This is a genomic window from Peribacillus sp. NPDC097197, from assembly GCF_050278025.1.
In the GTDB taxonomy this organism is placed as follows: domain Bacteria; phylum Bacillota; class Bacilli; order Bacillales; family DSM-1321; genus Peribacillus.
On sequence record NZ_JBNNST010000008.1, the window covers coordinates 73717 to 91110 of the forward strand.

Annotated in this window: 18 protein-coding genes; 6 read left to right on the plus strand and 12 right to left on the minus strand. The window is 41.7% G+C overall.

The annotated features are described in order from the left end of the window. Positions 1-74: 74 nt before the first annotated feature. The 4 genes from ACQKL6_RS12330 to ACQKL6_RS12345 form a co-directional block, all read right to left on the minus strand. Entirely contained in the window at positions 75-1082 is a 1008-nt protein-coding gene (locus ACQKL6_RS12330) for an NlpC/P60 family protein (protein ID WP_402955460.1), read from the minus strand. 26 nt (positions 1083-1108) lie between these two features. Further along, positions 1109-2191, minus strand: coding sequence for a dipeptide epimerase (locus ACQKL6_RS12335; RefSeq protein WP_427592114.1), 1083 nt, complete (start codon positions 2189-2191; stop codon positions 1109-1111). Positions 2192-2206: 15 nt separating this feature from the next. Further along, positions 2207-3367 (minus strand): DUF819 domain-containing protein, encoded by a 1161-nt coding sequence (locus tag ACQKL6_RS12340; protein WP_427651184.1) that lies wholly within the window; start codon positions 3365-3367, stop codon positions 2207-2209. A gap of 148 nt (positions 3368-3515) precedes the next feature. Then, positions 3516-3833, minus strand: coding sequence for a DUF3870 domain-containing protein (locus tag ACQKL6_RS12345; RefSeq protein WP_402990339.1), 318 nt, complete (start codon positions 3831-3833; stop codon positions 3516-3518). A 342-nt stretch (positions 3834-4175) separates the two neighbouring features. Here ACQKL6_RS12345 and ACQKL6_RS12350 point away from each other — a divergent pair, with 342 nt between their 5' ends. The 3 genes from ACQKL6_RS12350 to uraH are packed head-to-tail and all read left to right on the plus strand — an operon-like array spanning position 4176 to position 6419. Then, the gene (locus ACQKL6_RS12350; protein WP_402955451.1) at positions 4176-5501 is read left to right on the plus strand and encodes a nucleobase:cation symporter-2 family protein; all 1326 of its coding nucleotides are present in this window, start codon (positions 4176-4178) and stop codon (positions 5499-5501) included. A gap of 14 nt (positions 5502-5515) precedes the next feature. Beyond that, a complete protein-coding gene (gene uraD, locus ACQKL6_RS12355; protein ID WP_402955449.1) occupies positions 5516-6013 on the plus strand; it encodes a 2-oxo-4-hydroxy-4-carboxy-5-ureidoimidazoline decarboxylase in 498 nt (165 codons plus the stop codon). A gap of 46 nt (positions 6014-6059) precedes the next feature. Continuing rightward, positions 6060-6419 carry a hydroxyisourate hydrolase gene (uraH, locus tag ACQKL6_RS12360; protein WP_402867583.1) on the plus strand — a complete coding sequence of 120 codons (360 nt, stop codon included), beginning with the start codon at positions 6060-6062 and terminating at the stop codon, positions 6417-6419. A 110-nt stretch (positions 6420-6529) separates the two neighbouring features. Here the strand turns inward: uraH and sipW are convergent, their stop codons facing one another. The 5 genes from sipW to ggt form a co-directional block, all read right to left on the minus strand. Beyond that, positions 6530-7105 carry a signal peptidase I SipW gene (sipW, locus tag ACQKL6_RS12365; RefSeq protein ID WP_402955447.1) on the minus strand — a complete coding sequence of 192 codons (576 nt, stop codon included), beginning with the start codon at positions 7103-7105 and terminating at the stop codon, positions 6530-6532. Next, positions 7077-7550, minus strand: coding sequence for a hypothetical protein (locus tag ACQKL6_RS12370; RefSeq protein WP_402955444.1), 474 nt, complete (start codon positions 7548-7550; stop codon positions 7077-7079). Before ACQKL6_RS12370 ends, sipW begins: the two co-directional genes overlap by 29 nt. Positions 7551-7780: 230 nt before the next feature. After that, complete coding sequence (locus tag ACQKL6_RS12375) at positions 7781-9370, minus strand: M4 family metallopeptidase (protein WP_407407106.1); 1590 nt, start codon at positions 9368-9370, stop codon at positions 7781-7783. A 77-nt stretch (positions 9371-9447) separates the two neighbouring features. Continuing rightward, positions 9448-10041, minus strand: coding sequence for a TasA family protein (locus ACQKL6_RS12380; protein WP_427651185.1), 594 nt, complete (start codon positions 10039-10041; stop codon positions 9448-9450). Positions 10042-10735: 694 nt separating this feature from the next. Next, the gene (gene ggt, locus ACQKL6_RS12385) at positions 10736-12316 is read right to left on the minus strand and encodes a gamma-glutamyltransferase (protein ID WP_427651186.1); all 1581 of its coding nucleotides are present in this window, start codon (positions 12314-12316) and stop codon (positions 10736-10738) included. A 270-nt stretch (positions 12317-12586) separates the two neighbouring features. On the opposite strand from ggt, the gene ACQKL6_RS12390 reads away from it, so the two are divergent. Together ACQKL6_RS12390 and ACQKL6_RS12395 are read left to right on the plus strand one after the other, a co-directional pair. After that, complete coding sequence (locus ACQKL6_RS12390; RefSeq protein WP_427651187.1) at positions 12587-13174, plus strand: chromate transporter; 588 nt, start codon at positions 12587-12589, stop codon at positions 13172-13174. Further along, positions 13174-13728 carry a chromate transporter gene (locus ACQKL6_RS12395; RefSeq protein WP_427651188.1) on the plus strand — a complete coding sequence of 185 codons (555 nt, stop codon included), beginning with the start codon at positions 13174-13176 and terminating at the stop codon, positions 13726-13728. Before ACQKL6_RS12390 ends, ACQKL6_RS12395 begins: the two co-directional genes overlap by 1 nt. 81 nt (positions 13729-13809) lie before the next feature. Here the strand turns inward: ACQKL6_RS12395 and ACQKL6_RS12400 are convergent, their stop codons facing one another. Then, positions 13810-14325 carry a hypothetical protein gene (locus ACQKL6_RS12400; RefSeq protein ID WP_427651189.1) on the minus strand — a complete coding sequence of 172 codons (516 nt, stop codon included), beginning with the start codon at positions 14323-14325 and terminating at the stop codon, positions 13810-13812. A gap of 263 nt (positions 14326-14588) precedes the next feature. Between ACQKL6_RS12400 and ACQKL6_RS12405 the strand changes: the two genes are divergently transcribed. Then, positions 14589-15410, plus strand: a complete 822-nt coding sequence (locus ACQKL6_RS12405; protein ID WP_402955427.1) for a purine-nucleoside phosphorylase — start codon at positions 14589-14591, stop codon at positions 15408-15410. A gap of 95 nt (positions 15411-15505) precedes the next feature. Here ACQKL6_RS12405 and ACQKL6_RS12410 read toward each other — a convergent pair whose 3' ends face one another. Then, the gene (locus ACQKL6_RS12410; RefSeq protein ID WP_402867572.1) at positions 15506-15982 is read right to left on the minus strand and encodes an Lrp/AsnC family transcriptional regulator; all 477 of its coding nucleotides are present in this window, start codon (positions 15980-15982) and stop codon (positions 15506-15508) included. A 106-nt stretch (positions 15983-16088) separates the two neighbouring features. Further along, on the minus strand, positions 16089-17387 hold the full coding sequence (locus ACQKL6_RS12415) for an arsenic transporter (RefSeq protein WP_427651190.1): 1299 nt from the start codon (positions 17385-17387) through the stop codon (positions 16089-16091). Between the last annotated feature and the right edge of the window lie 7 nt (positions 17388-17394).

The window sequence follows — 17394 nt, forward strand, 5'->3', positions numbered from 1 at the left end:
CGAACTGAATATCAAAATAAAAGGGGTTCGAAATGAAGATTTCGAACCCCTTTAGACTATCATAACGCCTAAAGTTAATCTAGATATCTTCTTGCCCCAGCATATTCTTCACCGTAACCCGATGTATCGATTTCATCTATCCTTACATGTGTAGAGGTGTTTGGTGAATGAATCATCTTCCCTTTTCCTATATACATCCCTACATGGTGGACCTTCCCTTTTCCTTTATCATAGGCAAAAAAGAGTAAATCGCCTGGTTCAAGGTTTTCCCGTTTCACCATTTCCCCCTGTTGCGCCTGAACGGAAGAGTCCCTTGGAATCGTTATTCCATTAGCGTGGTACATCGTATAGGTAAACCCGGAACAGTCAAATCCAAAACCAGACATTCCGGCCCATAGATAAGGAAGACCTAAAAATCCTTTGCCCGATTGCACGATGTCCGTACCCGTCGGTTTTGGAATTTGATTTTCATTTTGATAGATCTCTACGTCTTTCTTATCTATCCATTTGGCTCCATCACTTGGTGTCATAACTTTTACCTTATCTTTTTTCACCTGTAAAAGTGGAAGGCGTGTATCAAAGCTGACTTCCATGAATTTCGACCGCTGTTTCGAATCCGAATAAAGCCAAGTCTTGGGAGCATCCACAAGGACTAACCCTTTAGAGAGTTGTTTTTCAAAGGCCTTTGCTGTCTTCAATTGCCCTTTTGGCATCCACCCTGGATAACCCGCTTCATTTCGGGGTGTCAACTGATTGGCTACTGCTACTTTCACCCAATTTCCTCGTTCTTCGAGTATGGTCACTTTTGACCCATATAACGCCTGTGTTTCCAGGTTACCCACAAGCCACAGCTTGTCCTCATACTTCATGGACTTGATCCAGGCATTCAAATCAACGGGGTTCGACGCAGAAGGAGCATCCAATTGTCTTAATAGGTCCGGCTCCGTCCACAGAGTGGCAACCGCTACATCTACATAGGCACTTCTCACTTTTTCTTTTGCGCTTGCTTCACTTGAACTGAATAGTAAAATACTAAGTGCAAAGAAAGATAGCACTAAAACCAATACCTTTTTTCTTTCCATCTACATAATCACCCTTCCAAAAATTTTTATTGAGTAAAAGAGGATTTCCTCTTGACCCCTAGTCCAGGTTTATCGGTAATGAAGAGGTGGTCTTTCTTAAATTGAAGTCCTTCAAATGGTTCATCCTTAATCCATAATGGTGCATCCAGATCAATCTTCGTGATGTTTGGATGCGCGGTTGCCAAATGAGCTGCGGCCGCTACACTTATGGTTGATTCCATCATACTTCCGATCATGCATTCAACCCCGGCTACTTCTGCCATATCCGCGATCTGAAGTGCACGCCGAATTCCTCCGGTTTTCATTAATTTAATATTCAGTAAATCAACAGCCCGTTCACTTAAAAGTCTCAAGGCATCACGAGGGGAAAACAGGCTTTCGTCGGCCATGATCGGCACGTTCACCGACCTCTTTATTTCTTTCAAACCATCGATGTCATGTGCTTGCACAGGCTGTTCCACCAAATCAACGTTCAGCTTCCTCTCCTCGATTTCACGAATGATGGAGATTGCTTGTTTTGTTGTCCATCCTTGATTCGCGTCGACCCGGATGATGACTTGATCCCCCACAGCTTCTCGAATGCGGGAGACCCGTTCCACATCACTCTTCCAATCCTTCCCCAGCTTGATTTTCATCGTTGAAAATCCACCTTCTATTAGAGACAAGGCCGCCTTTGCCATTTCATCAGGTGTATCAATACTGATTGTCATATCGTTTTTCAGCTCATTCGATTTCCCACCCAGATATTGATATAAAGGGAGCTGCCACCTTTTGCTGACTGCATCATACAAAGCGATTTCAACAGCAGCTTTTGCACTTGTATTGCCTACACAGGATTGTTGGATTACCTGAGACAATACATGAATACTCTCAATGTCACGGCCAATGAGATGTGGCGCGATCACTTCTTCAATGACCGTCATGATTCCATTAGTGGAATCTCCTGTGATGGCAACCGTCGGGGCTGCTGCACCCAATCCTTCCGTACCATCCTCCAACTTCACGGAAACCATGATGTTCTCAATTTCCATTGCAGTGCGCAAGGCAGTCTTGAATGGTTTGATGAGTGGTAGAGTTTCCACTGATACTTGTAAACTTTCAATCTTCATCGTAACATTCCTTCCTTAAAAGCTTGATAGTATATATGACGTAAATATTCCAAAATAGGTACCCAGAAGACTACCCAAAACAGCCATCAGGATTCCGACAGGTATTAGAGCCCGGTTAAATGCGCCCGCCAATATCGGAGCTGAAGCAACCCCTCCTATATTAGCCAATGAGGCAACTCCCATTGTAAATAGATCCAACTTGAAGACTTTTGCCAAAATGACCATGATCAATCCATGGAAGAATAGAATCATGAAACCGGATAGAATATACACAGGTGCTTGAAACAGCTGTGAAAAATCGGCATGGGAGGCAATTAAACCAATGACTATATACAGCATGACTTTGGAAATTTCCATGGAGCCCGCGATGCGCCCAACCTTCGTGACGGCCAGAAGCAACCCTACAGTCGACGCGATGATGATGGTCCACGTCGTCCCATTCACTGCAGCACCCAACACTGGCAGATTTTCCCCGATTTTCGTTGCCCCTGCTGATACGATTAAAGCGAGCGCCAAGAAACCGATCAATTCCACGAAGCCAAATTCCGTCTTTGTCGTTTCTCCCGCTTCAAGCTCGGAGGTCATTTGTTCAATGAAAGAAGTATCCGCTTTGGTCCAAAAATTGAATTTCCCGGCTAGAGGTACCAACCAGAACAAAAACATAACCCAAATGGAGTAATTGACTGTATCCATGATTAACGCATAACCAAAGATATTTTCAGGTACATCCAATATCCCTTGCAGGATCACCATGTTGGCCGATCCCCCAGTCCAACTTGCACTCAAAGCCGAAAATGCCTTCCAAGTTCCTTCCGCATAAAAACCATTCATCAAGACGTAAGTTAGAGTGAACCCTCCTATGATACTGATAGATGCCGCAAAAAAAGTTAAAAGCATCTTCGGTCCAAGTCTCATTATTTTACGCATATCACATTGCAACAACATGAGCATCAGCATGGCTGGAAGCAGGAGACCCCTGACAGTACCATATGCATTTTCGACTGATTCACTGTCTGAAAAGAGCCCAAATGTCTTCATCAAGGCCGCTCCAATATAAATGAGGACAATGCCAGGTACATACTTGAAGAACTTTCCTCCTACTTTCTTCTCCACTACGGCAATCGCAGCAGTAAATGCCAATAAAAAACAGACAAACATCACACCATCTTGAATCATTTCCCATACCTCCTTATAGTCAAAGGATTCCGTTCTACTAAACTACGATTTAGTCAACATGTCCCTAATAAAAAAATCCAGCTGCCAAAGAGCGCACGAATACACTCTTTAACAGCTGGATTTCAATTGCGTCTAACAAAAGAAGCAGCTATATCTTATTAAGTTGAAGATATTTAATACTTGCATTCCTTATGGCAACGGTCAGAGCTTTCTGAGAAGAACCAAAATACCGTTTCTCAATTTCCTTCTCCAACACATCAGGTTGAAGAATGGAATGTCCATTCAACATGGAGCGAATGAACTTGGATGTAAGCGATATTGTAGTCGAACATTCCACATCCACGATCTCATGTGTATCACTATCAATGACCAATCCAATAAAAAAGCAGTTAAACTGCTGAGTAATCGGATTATTGGACGCCGCCTTTGACTCGCCCACTATGTACACTGTATTTTCCTGAAACATCCTTAGTGGCCTCCTGTCATTACAGACATCCAACAGGTATATATGGAGATATCTAAATTCCAACCAAATGATTACATATATACTAATATGTTCATTATGAATCTGTCAATATATTTCGCATATTACGACAAATCCCCACTTTTCAAGTAAGCCAGCAGGAAAATACTCTATCATCCTTTGGACTACCTTGTTCTCTCTTTATATAGTTTGTCCATAATCCCCTCTGAAAATTAGTTACAATACCCAATGACAATTATCAGAATATTTATTATGATGATATTAATCATAACAAGTATGCGTTATATTATATGACATTTTTTTCAAGAAGGGAGTTTTACTTATATGAATGAAAAAGTTGGCAAGTCCAAGGTTTTCTCCTTAGGCCTACAGCATGTCCTCGCCATGTATGCAGGGGCAATCCTGGTGCCCATCATCGTCGGAGGCGCCTTAGGCTTCACTCCTCAACAGCTTGCTTACCTCATTGCCATTGACTTATTAACCTGTGGAATCGCGACGTTACTCCAAGCATGGAAAAACAAATTCTTCGGCATTGGGCTCCCGATTGTTTTAGGGACTTCCTTCGTAGCGGTCACTCCCATGATTTCCATAGGAAGTAACTATGGCATTTCCGCCATATATGGATCGATCATCGCAGCAGGTCTGTTCATCATTTTTTTCTCCAATATCTTTGGCAAGCTACTAAAGTTATTTCCTCCTGTCGTGACTGGGACAGTCGTCATCATCATTGGATTATCCTTAGTTCCCACCGGCATTAAAAACATGGCTGGCGGTGCAGGAAGCAAAGACTTTGGTTCAGCTGAAAACCTCATGCTCTCATTCGGTGTCCTTTCCATCATTTTACTGATGAATCGGTATTTCACTGGATTCATCCGTGCCATTTCCGTATTGGTCGGCATCATCGCAGGAACGGTCGTTTCCGCATTTACAGGAAAAATGGATTTTTCCACCGTCATGGAAGCCTCGTGGTTTCATGTCCCAGCTCCATTCTACTTCGGCGTACCCACCTTTGAAATCGCGCCTATCCTGACGATGATGCTAGTCGGAACGGTCATCCTAATCGAATCGACCGGTGCCTTCCTTGCCCTTGGAAAAATAACCGGGCGTGCCTTGAAGGAACGGGATATTGTACGGGGCTATCGTGCAGAAGGGCTTGCCTTCACTTTAGGAGGAATCTTCAACGCCTTTCCCTATAGCACATTCGCACAAAATGTCGGACTGGTTCAATTGTCCGGCGTGAAAAAACGATCCATCACCATCGCGGCAGGTTTCATTTTAATCGGGCTTGGACTGGTTCCAAAAATTGCAGCACTCGCTACATTGATTCCTACAGCCGTTCTTGGTGGAGCTACCGTCGTCATGTTCGGGATGGTTGTATCCTCAGGAATCAAGATGTTAGGCGATGTAGACTTTTCCGATAACTCGAATTTATTGGTCATCGCATGTTCGGTATCATTGGGTCTCGGCGCAACGGTCGTTCCCGAATTGTTCTCGAGCCTGCCGGAAGCGATTCGTATTGTTGTCGGCGATGGAATCATTACCGGTAGCCTGACAGCCATCATCCTGAACTTAATTTTAACTCCCCGGAATAAAAAATCAGATCCTAGAGTGGTGCCTAAAACGGACCAGCTCTTAGCCAAAAGCGTATAAAAGGAGCCTAGAACATGATCACATTGGAGATGTTACAGAAAAAAAGCGATAAGGAATTCACGGAGATTCTCGGGGATATTTTCGAGCACTCACCTTGGATTCCAGAGCAAGCCTCAGCGTCCAGGCCGTTTTCTTCCTTATTAAGCCTTCATCAATGCATGGTCGATATCGTGAACCACGCACCTAAGGAAATGCAAATGGATTTAATAAGGAAGCACCCAAACCTGGGTGAAAAAGTCGAAATGACAGCTGACTCGACCAAGGAACAACGAGGAGCGGGATTAAAGGACCTTACCGTTTTGGAATACGAAAATTTCCTTTCATTAAATAGGCGTTATCAAAAAAAGTTCGGCTTCCCCTTCATCCTCGCAGTACGCGGCAAGGATAAGCATGACATATATGAAGCAATGGAATTAAGGATTCATCATACAGAAGAAACCGAGTTTGAAATAGCCTTAGCAGAGATTTATCAAATAGCGTTCTTTCGTTTACAAGAAAAAATCAAAAGCTAAATAGTCTCGGCCTTGGCCGAAGAATGCAAGGGATAAGGAGACATATATGTCTGGTTTAACAACGCATATCTTGGACTTAACGCACGGGAAACCCGCTGCAAACGTCACGATTGAATTATATTACTCCGAATCATCATCCTCTACCTGGCAGCTACTCCAAACAGCTGTCACGAACGCGGATGGGCGGCTCGATGCCCCTCTCCTCACCGGGGAAGAGGCAAAAACCGGACAGTACGAAATCGTCTTTCATATCGGCGATTACTTCCGCGGTCAATCAATTGAGCTACCTGACCCTCCCTTTTTGGACCAAGTTCCTATCCGCTTCGGTCTAGCGTCCCCCGCTTCCCACTATCATGTGCCTTTACTCGTCTCCCCATGGGGCTATCAGGTATACCGGGGAAGTTAATGAATTTAGGAATACTACAAACAAACCCCCGGCAAAGAGGCATATACATTGTCCCTTTGCCGGGGGTTTCCTGCTTATTGATTCATTAGTCTTTTTAAGCCCATACACCATCACACTATTTTTTTCTTGGGTGTTAGTTTTTCGGTTGATTCCACTTCTCTTAACCCTTGATAGATGCAAAAACCTGAGTAAGCTAAGAGCAATAAACCCGGACCAATCAGTAAAAGGGCAGCACCTTCTTTTGATTGGGTGAAATCGATGAAATATCCTACATAAGGGATGGTGAATCCAGAGTATAGAGCTACAATATTATCGGATAGAACCGGGTCAGCATCTGCAGTTTTATTATTATCACCTTTCGTATCATAAAGAACATGCTCTCCGCTACTGTTCACCTTGGTGATCCTATGCGTTATGAGTATTTCCTCACTTGTTTGGAAGGTGATGATATCCCCTTTTTTAAGGGCTAGTTTCTCGTCTGAACTTAGTGGCTTGACAGCTATAACTGACCCGGTTTGAAAGGTAGGTTCCATCGACCCGGACAAAACAGTTTTAAGCTGATACCCCATAACCTGGGGTTCCCCCCCAGATGCTTTTGAAGATATGACAAGAAATACCATTACCATTAAGTTTAAAAATAGTACCACTGTAATCAAATTACTTATTACTTTCAGCGTTCTTTTCAAACTCTTCGCCTCCTGACTTATTATCTACCTTACCATCTGTGTTCTCATCCTCTGTAATAGGGTCCTTTTTAATCGGTAACTCACTTTCTTCTTTTTCTTTATCGATAGCCTCGTTTTCTTTAGGCTTATTTTCAATTTCGTCTTTAGTGGAATCCTCTACTTTTTCATCAGAGTCCTTTGCTTCTTCATTCTCCTCAGTTTCGGGCTCAGCACTCTCATTCTCCTGATTTTCATTTGGATCTGGCTCATCGTCGATCGGTTCCTTCACTTCTTCACATTCTTCATGATTTTCATTCTCTTTTGCGTTAGAGCAATCCATGTCCTCGGCTATCTCCCAAGTCCCAATTTGAATCTCTTGGTTTACTAGTTCCATGTCGGTGTAATAGGCATTCGTTTGCCCCGTAACAGCCACCACTGTTCCTAAAAATAAATACCATATAGCCACCAGCTTGGTTAATGTCCATAATAGTTTTTTTCTCTTCCAAATTCCCTTTTTATTTAGTATTGGAAACCCCTTCTTCCTAGGCTTCATTCTTTATAGTGCTTGCTGCCTTTCAGATTTACGATTCCTAGACTAATGCTCTGGAACTCCTATGTATAGAATGTACTTCAAGTATTCGATATAAAAGAAGTGCCCAAAAGAACACTTTTGGGACACCTCCACTTTTTAAACTCTTAGTTCACACCAACAGCGATATATGCAGCTTTTACAGCTCTTACTTCTTTTGAGCTAGCTCCATATAAATCCGTTGCAGCCTGAATAGCTGCTTCTTTCATCATTGTAAAGTTTGAACTGGCTGTCAGGTATTTAGAAAGGGCGCGGTAATAAATTTGTTCTGTCGCTTCACGACCAACCCCACTCACGGTAACTCCATAATGAGTTCCACCCTCTGAGATCAGGTAAGCTGCCTTGTTATTGATACTACTGTTGATATGAACGCCACCACTATCTAAAGTACCTGTATACCTTTTACTCCAATGATCTGGAGAATAGCCGCTATCCGTTCTGACGTCAACGATTTCTGCCGGATTACTCATGGAACGCAATCCCTTTCTTCCATCCTTAACGATTGTTTCTCCAATTAGCCATTCTTCATCACTTCTGTCTACCATGGCAGCAAATATATCTGACATGGATTCGTTTAAGGCCCCGGATTCATTTCGATAGATTAGATTTGCCGTATGTTCAGTCACACCATGCGCCATCTCATGCGCAGCAACATCCAAACCTCCCGCGAAATTATGATAGGCGATGCCATCACCATCACCATATGACATCGTTCTTCCATTCCAGGATGCATTATTCCAATTATTATTCACATGGACCGAAGAAATTAACTGTTGACCCTTATCATCAACCGAATTACGCCCAAATGTGCCTTTGAAATAATCATAGGTCTTTTGTGCATTTGCATGTGCATCTACAGCAGCACCGTCTTTAAACATTTTAATAAGACTTGTGACTAGTCGATTGCCATTCTTTGCATCATTGGTGACTACACCTTTACCTCGCGTCACATCAGTGAGACCATACACCCCGTTAGCATATTGCGCTTCAAACATCTGCTTGTTATTAAATACGCCATTACCAAATGCAGTAACTTCATGGGAAGCATTATAGTTATCTACAATTTTTCCATTGGTAGAATCAATGAAATAATGCCAGTATCCAACCTCGGGTTCAATAGTAGAAGCTTTAACTAGAAAAGTATTATGGAATGCTCCATCGAATTCATAAATATACTGTTCAACGGCAATGTCACCATCATACTGATCTACCTTGCCAATTTTCTTTTCAAGATCCTGTTTTGCTACTTCAATCGCCTCTGTTTCAGAAATGGCAACCTCTGTCTTGATATTTTCATTCTCTAGATCAGGTACTACTTCACCGAAGAACGACGTAACATTATTATTCTCGTCAATCGCTATCGTCGAATCCGATCCGTATATAGGAACTCCTTTATACTGTTCAATCAGTCTAAAGTGATGGGTTCCGACCTCTTTATCAGCTTGTTCGTCTATTACTTTAAAGTTTTTTTTCATATCACCTTTTAGTTTAAACTTCTTACTATTTTCATTAAGGAAAGAATAGGCGATTTCCTTCTTACTTAAGCCACTTTTCCCTTTTGGGGACCAGGTTTCACCAATAAAAGAAGGAGTTTTATATTCATCATTATATTTAATAGTATCCTGAGCACCTACAAGTGATCCAGCTGTACCGAACGTCCCTAAAAAAACGGATAGAGCTAAAGTAGTAGAAACCATTTTCTTATTTACTTTCAATTATCTCATCTCCCTGATAAATAGTTTTTAAATTACTTCTCATAGGTATATGAGAAATTTTACTTAGCTTCACCAGCCGTTTGATTGGCGATAAATGTCCAGTCAAGTTTAAGTTGATCGCCTTGTAATACATTTTGATTCTCACCATTATCGATAAATTCAAACTGTACCCAAAGATCGTTTTCAGCACCCGGTTCAAGCCCACCATTTTTTGCAAAGAAAGGGTCTAGAACACTCTTTTTAACAAGGTCTGGATCCATATTTTTCAATTCTTGCAGTGTTGTCTCAAAAATAGGTTCATTCTCTTTGTCCCAATTCCATAAGAAGTTCACTCGGATATGCTTCCCGAAATCCTCAGAACCATTGTCACCCTTCGCATCGACAACCGAATACGCTGTTTTTAGATTGACGTTTTTAATTTTCAACGAACCATTATTCGCTAATTTAAATTCAGTTGTTTTCGAGTCACCAGGTTTCATATTCTCAAGATTGACGATTGTTTGTGGATTAATGGACAAATCCAATGTACCGGCTGCGAACGTATTATTGGTTACTTCTTGATCGCTGAAATAAGCATATGTACCCCCACCAATCAGTGATAGTCCTAATGCTGCTGATGCAATACCTAAACCTAACTTTTTCTTCATACCCACTTCAATTCCCCCCGCATTTCTATTTTTACTTCTAAAAATCTTTAGTAGCCTTCTTCATGTTGCAAGTTATATAATATGGAATATAAAGTAAATTATCTCCTCCCTTTTATTTTTTAACTCGTATGAGTACCCTTGAAGCAACCTTACAATACTAATCTAGGAGTACATTCACTCCATAATATTCCTTATTAAGATTTATTTGTTCTCAATAAAGAATGTATTTACATAATATTACCTAATTTTACATATTATTGTATATAGTCTTATATGTTTATAATCTTTTTAGGTTTTCAAAAAATATTATCTTTTAAATTATCCACTTTACCCTTAGTCTTCGACACTTTCCCAAGGTTAATCCTTGTATAGAAGTAGGAAAATAGCGAGAAAGAGCTTCCGACTGCCATCTTAAAATGACGCTGGAATTGCTAGGTACGTATATTTAATGATAGCCAGCAAAGGTCAAAATGGTATTATTTTCCCATATTCAATTTATCACTAGACTAAAGTAGTATTATCTGTAGGAACTAACTAACATCTTATTCATTTAAAATACATATAGTGAGAGTGAATACTAAAAAATTGGTAACTTTATCAAAAGTAATAGTAAAAAACGTAGGGCCCCGGCTTAAAATCCGGGGCCCTACGTTTTTTATGAAATAAAATCAGGTTATATTGAGGTTACGTTCGTACTCTTTCAAGATCCGACGGCTGCACCGTCTCCCCGTGGGTCGACTCCACCTTTAAGGAACCCATGCTCATCGATCCGGATGGCCTGCGCATGTCCCATTGCCCCATCAAACTCATCCACGACTTCGACAAGATGCCCTTTTTCTTGGAGTTCCTTAATGGTATCTTTCTCGACACGACTTTCGATGCGTAACGCCTCACTAGATTCTCCCCAGGTCCTGCCCCAGACAAAACGAGGCTCATTGATGGCCGTTTGGGGATCCATCCCATAATCGATCATCCGGGTAATGATCGCGGTTTGCGTCTGCGGTTGACCTTCCCCACCTTGCGTTCCGTAAATAATGCTAGGTTTTCCATCCTTACAGGCCATTGCCGGCATCAGGGTATGGAAGGAACGCTTGTTAGGTTCCAAAGTATTGACATGGTTGGAATCTAGCGAGAAAAAGGACCCCCGGTTTTGAAGAATCACTCCTGTATCCCCGGCAACGACACCCGATCCGAACTCGAAGTACAGGCTCTGAATGAATGATACGGAATTCCCATCCTTATCTACAACGGCGGCATAAGCGGTGTCACTGCCCATCGGCGGGCTTGCCACCTTTTCTGCCTTCGTTCGTTGAATGGCTGCCCCGATCTTGGCAGCATATCGCTTATCAAGGAGCTTACCCAGGGGAATCTCAAAGAATTCAGGATCCGTTAATACCTCGTTTCTGTCACGAAACCCTGCTTTTAATGCCTCCGCCAATAGATGATAATAATCGGCAGAACCATGCTCCATGCTTTCCAAGTCAAAGTTCTCTAGAATATTCAACGCCAGCAAACCGACGAACCCCTGAGAGTTGGGTGGGACTTGATAAATGGTATAGTCGAGGTAGGTAGTGGATATAGGTTCGACCCAGTTACCTTCATGGTTAGCAAAGTCATCAGCCGTTAACAGTCCAGCCTGTTCCTGCAAATAAGTAACGATGGATTGACCAAGTTCGCCATGATAAAAAACATCCCTCCCCCGTTCAGCAATCAAGGTTAAACTACGGGCCAAGTCTTTTTGAAAAAAACGTTCCCCCACTTCCGGAATTCTTCCTCCTGGCGCATAAATATCGGCTGTGATCGGCATCTTTGAAAGCCAGTCCCAGTTCTGCTTTGTATAGTCCACTTGGTTCTTCGTAATGGGAAAACCATTTTCCGCATACTCGATTGCCGGTACAAGAACTTCAGCCAATGATAAGGTACCTAATTCTTTTAATATAGCATCCCAGCTATCTACCATTCCCGGAACGGTGATGGCACTCCTTATGCCACGAAAGGGAATGGCCGCTTCTCCTGCATACGTTTCACGGCTGACATTTGCCCCAGATCGTCCGCTACCATTATAAACACTTATTTTCCCGTCACTGTTTTCATAATTCAGCCAGAACATATCACCGCCAAGTCCCGTCATATGCGGATAAACAACACCCAGGCAGGCGCTGACAGCCACCGCTGCATCAAAAGCATTGCCTCCTTTTTCGAGAATATGATTTCCTGCCATCGATGCTAAATAGTGGGGGCTCACTACCATGCTCTTCGTTCCGATAATCGATTGTGTCATACAGTTGCTCCTTTCATTTATTTTATTTTTTCTGAAAATTAACTATATTTGTATTATAAACCATTAACTCACAATACGTAATCCACTTTTTTGTTTTTATTAACAAATAGAAATCATTTTTCATCTTTAAATCATCTATTGAACTAATAAGTTATATAATTACATACAATTCGATACTTTTATTAAAATTTTATGAGCATTTCGAAACCTATTTTGTTATGATTAATAGATAATCATGGAAATTATTATTCGAACAGAGGAGGAACCAATGTGAACAATCCATACGGCGAATTAACCGTGGGAATGATGCGGACGGGGATTTTAGGGTTCGGTGGTGGTCCCTCGGTCATTCCACTCATCCGGCATGAAGCAGTTTCCCGTTATCAATGGCTGGATGATGACGAATTCGGTGATACATTGGCCATTGCCAATACACTTCCTGGTCCGATTGCCACAAAGATGGCCGCCTATCTGGGGTACAAACTGAAAGGATGGCCTGGTGCCATCGTAAGTGTGGCGGCGCATATCTTACCATCTGCCTTTGCCATGGTATTCTTGATCGCCTTCATAAACGTCCTCAGTAATTCGGCGATAATCAGCAATATGATTGCGGCCGTGATGCCAGTCGTTGCTGTCATGCTTGGACAAATGGCATATGAGTTTGGTGAAAAGGCCGTTAAAGGGTTAGGGAAAGTGCTTGGCATCTTATTTTTTGCCATCTCCTTCTTACTTCTTCAGGTCGTTTCCCTGCATCCTGGAATCGTCATCATGATTTTCCTTTTATATGGCGCCTTTCATTTTAAATTGAAGAACAGATTGAAAAATAAGAAACAGGATAGGAAGGAGGAATCAGCATAATGGGTGCCCTATTCATCCCGATTGGTATAGCTGTGTTCTTGGCATTTTTCATAGCGAATATCCTTGGCTATGGAGGAGGTCCGGCTTCGATTCCGCTTATGTACGACCAAATTGTCACCCGCTATGGTTGGCTTTCTAATACGGAATTCTCACAAATGCTTGCGCTTGGAAACTCCCTCCCAGGACCGATTGCCACAAAAATCGCCGCCTATGTCGGTTACGATGTTTACGGTTGGCCCGGGTTCTTCGTCGCTTTGGCGGGGACGATCATTCCTTCTGCCGTGGCCTTGATTTATTTATTGAAAATCTTGCGAAAATACAAGCAGTCGCCCATCGTAAAAGGCATGTCCTTACTCGTTCAGCCCGTGATCGCCATCATGATGCTATTGCTTACATGGCATATGGCTGCTGACGCTGTCGGCTCCATTGGATATATTCATTCCTTAATCATTGCCGGAATTGCCTTCCTAGCATTGGGGAAATTCAAGATTCACCCTGCCTTCGTCATCATTTTTGCCTTTGCCTATGGAGGGTTCATCCTCCCGATCACATAAAAAAATCCACCTTAAAGGTGGTTTTTTTATTAGGGTAGCAAGAAAACTATTTGAAAAGGATACTATAACTAAACCGCTAAATTAATTAATTTTTGATATGATTATACCCTCTATCGTTTCATTAAAAGAAAATTCCATATTAACCTTTTGGTTTTTATCAAAGTACCCCATTATTTTCGCACCAGAATCATCTCTTTCGTAGTAATTTTCTCCATATTCTTGTATAACATCTTCCTTTGAACTGCCCTTTGTTATTTTCTTTGATGTTTTATATGTATTGCTTGAAAAAAAATAACTAGCAACTTGCCCATTAACTATTTGAAATTCTATATCACTATTATCTCTATCTTTCCCATATATTAAATAGGTGGATTTTGACTTTTCTACCTCTTCAACAAAGTCTGGTTCTCCTAAAATTTCTTTAATCTTATCTTCTGTTGAATTTAAAGAAATTGTATTTACTTCCTCTGACAAACTTGTGCTATCAGTATTTTCATAGAAGTCCATTTTATTAGTGTTTCCACAACCACTTAATACAATAATTGATAATAGTAAAATTGATAATGTAAATCGATACATACGGAAAAATCCAAACATTAAATTGTCTCCTTATAAATTAGTTGATAGCCATTGAGTTTTAGATTTGATCTGCTTGTTCAGTTTTAATTTCACTAATAATTTCTAGTTATTCTTTAGCAATTATGATCAACAACTCCCCCGTTCATTTAAAAAAGTTATTTTAATATTACCATTTATCTAAATATTTTATTTACATTAGCCAGTAAAGCCCTTAAACTTTTGGTTACCATCCATATTCAAATAGAGTACTTGGATTTTCATTTATCGAGGAGGAATTTTGTATGCAAAGATTACAAGAAATTTTAGAGACCAGAGATTTTATTATGAGCAAAACAGACAATCAGCCAAAAATCGGTATGATTTTAGGATCGGGGTTAGGATCTCTTGCTGATGAAATTGAGAACCCGTTCAAAATCCCATATAGTGAAATTCCTCACTTTGCAAAATCCGAAGCAATCGGACACGCAAACGAACTAGTAATCGGGCAATTGAAAGGTAAGACTGTAGTGGCTATGAAAGGACGCTTTCATTATTATGAAGGATATACACTAGATGAAGTGACTTTTCCCGTACGTGTCATGAAGGCATTAGGGGTGGAGCAATTGATCATTACCAATGCTTGTGGCGCAGTTAATACAGACTTTAATCCAGGTGATTTAATGCTCATTACCGACCATATCAATTTAGTTGGTACAAATCCTCTCATAGGACCTAATAATGATGAATTGGGTACTCGCTTCCCTGACCTTTCCCAAACTTATCATCCTGACTTGCGAAACATTGCGTCCAAAGTAGCTAAGGAAAAGAACATTTCCTTGCAACAGGGCGTCTATGCTTGGTGGAGTGGTCCCGCATATGAAACACCAGCGGAAATTCGAATGATTCGTACGCTGGGGGCAGACGCTGTAGGGATGTCAACCGTTCCGGAAGCCATTGTAGCCGTCCATGGCAAGATGAAAGTGCTAGGGATTTCCTGCTTAACGAATATGGCTTGCGGGATTTTAGATCAACCATTAAGTCATGATGAAGTGATTGAAGTCGCAAGTAAAGTTAGAACGCAATTCGTTGGATTGGTCAAAGGAATTGTGGAAGAAATGGAATAGTAATAGAATTGTAGGCATTATGCGCCCAAAAAAAAGATTGTCGAGATAACTATATCTTCTCGACAATCTTTTTTTATCTCTACATGGAGCTTTTCCTAGAGCTTCATTCCCATCCGGCTCTTATAGCGTTTAATAAGGAGTTGGCAATCGACGCTGACAACCCCGACGACCGGATATAACTTTTCATTGAGGAAGCGTTCCATCTCCTGATTATCCGTGAAGATTCCATGCATATGCAGCTTACTAGGCCCCGTCATATGATACAAACTCGTTACTGCAGGCTCATCCTCCAGTTGTTGTGCCACCGATTCCAAATATTTAGGCTCCACCTCGACATTGAAAAATGCAGAAACATGAATGCCTATCTTAGCCGGATTGATGACAGCGGTAAAACGTTCAATCACCCCTTTTTCCACTAAATGATTGATTCTTGTTTGAACCGCCACTCTCGACAGTTCCACTTGCTTTGCTAAATCCGTATACGAAATCCGCGCATCTTCATGCAAGATCGAAATGATTTTCTTATCGATTTCATCCACCTTGGTGCTTGGAATGCTAAAGTCCTCTGCCATCTATGTAACTCCTTTTCGAATCATTTATTCTATTATCTCAAAGGATAGGGCCCTTCACCAATTATTTTCATGCAAAAGAAAAACTGCCAGAAAACCGGCAGTTTCGTTAATGAAGAATCAATAGCCAAATATATAGTCCAAACAGAGTGATGAATAGTGTTGGAACAGTCAGGATGATTCCTACTTTAAAATAATATCCCCATGTGATCCGGACACCTTTTAGCTTTAATACATGGAGCCACAAAAGTGTGGCCAAAGAGCCGATTGGCGTGATCTTTGGTCCTAAATCGGAACCGATGACGTTGGCATAAATCAGAGCATCCTTAATAGGCGCCGTTGTTTGAACTTCCGCAATGGCCAAGGCATTAATCATGACCGTTGGCAGATTATTCATGAATGAAGATAGAATAGCCGCAATGAATCCCATGATAATCGTCGCCGAAAACAAACCTTGATTGGCCGTTGCCTTAATGACGTCAGCTAACAGACTAGTCAGTCCTACATTTCGCAGTCCATATACGACCACATACATCCCAATAGAGAAGAATACGATATTCCATGGGGCACCGTTTAAAACGGTACGGATTTTCACGGCTGGACTTCTTCTTGCCAAAATCAAAAGGACAATGGCAATTGCACCAGCCACAAACGAAACGGGTAAACCTACAAACTCACTTGAAAAATAGCCGACTAGAAGAATAGCCAGGACGAACCAGGAAATCTTGAACATACGTGGATCCTTTACCGCTTCGGCAGGACGCTTCAAATGAGAGGAATCATAGGTTACAGGTAGATCCTTTTTGAAAAACAAATACAATACGAGAATGCTAGCTCCTAAACTGAATAAAGTCGGAACGATCATCCGGCTGGCATATTCGCCAAAACCGATCCCGAAAAAGTCCGCTGACACAATATTCACCAGATTACTGATGACGAATGGCAAGGAAGTTGTATCGGCAATGAATCCGCTCGCCATGATGAATGGGAGCACCATCTTATCGTCGAACTTCAATGCTCGCACCATCGCTAGCACAATCGGCGTCAAGATCAATGCCGCCCCATCGTTTGCAAAAAGCGCCGAAACGATGGCTCCTAGAATCATCACCAAAATGAAGAGACGGAAGCCTTTACCATCTGCATATCGGGCCATGTGAAGCGCAGCCCATTCAAAAAATCCAATTTCATCTAAAATTAACGAAATGATAATCAGGGCCACGAACGTCAATGTCGCATTCCAAACAATCTGCGTCACATCACTTACATCCTGGTATGAAACAACACCGAACAAAAGAGCGATGATCGCCCCTCCGCAGGCACTCCAGCCAATTCCCAGACCCTTTGGCTGCCAGATGACCAACACTAATGTAATCATAAAAATAAGTAGAGCTAAAAACGTCGAACTCATGATGCCA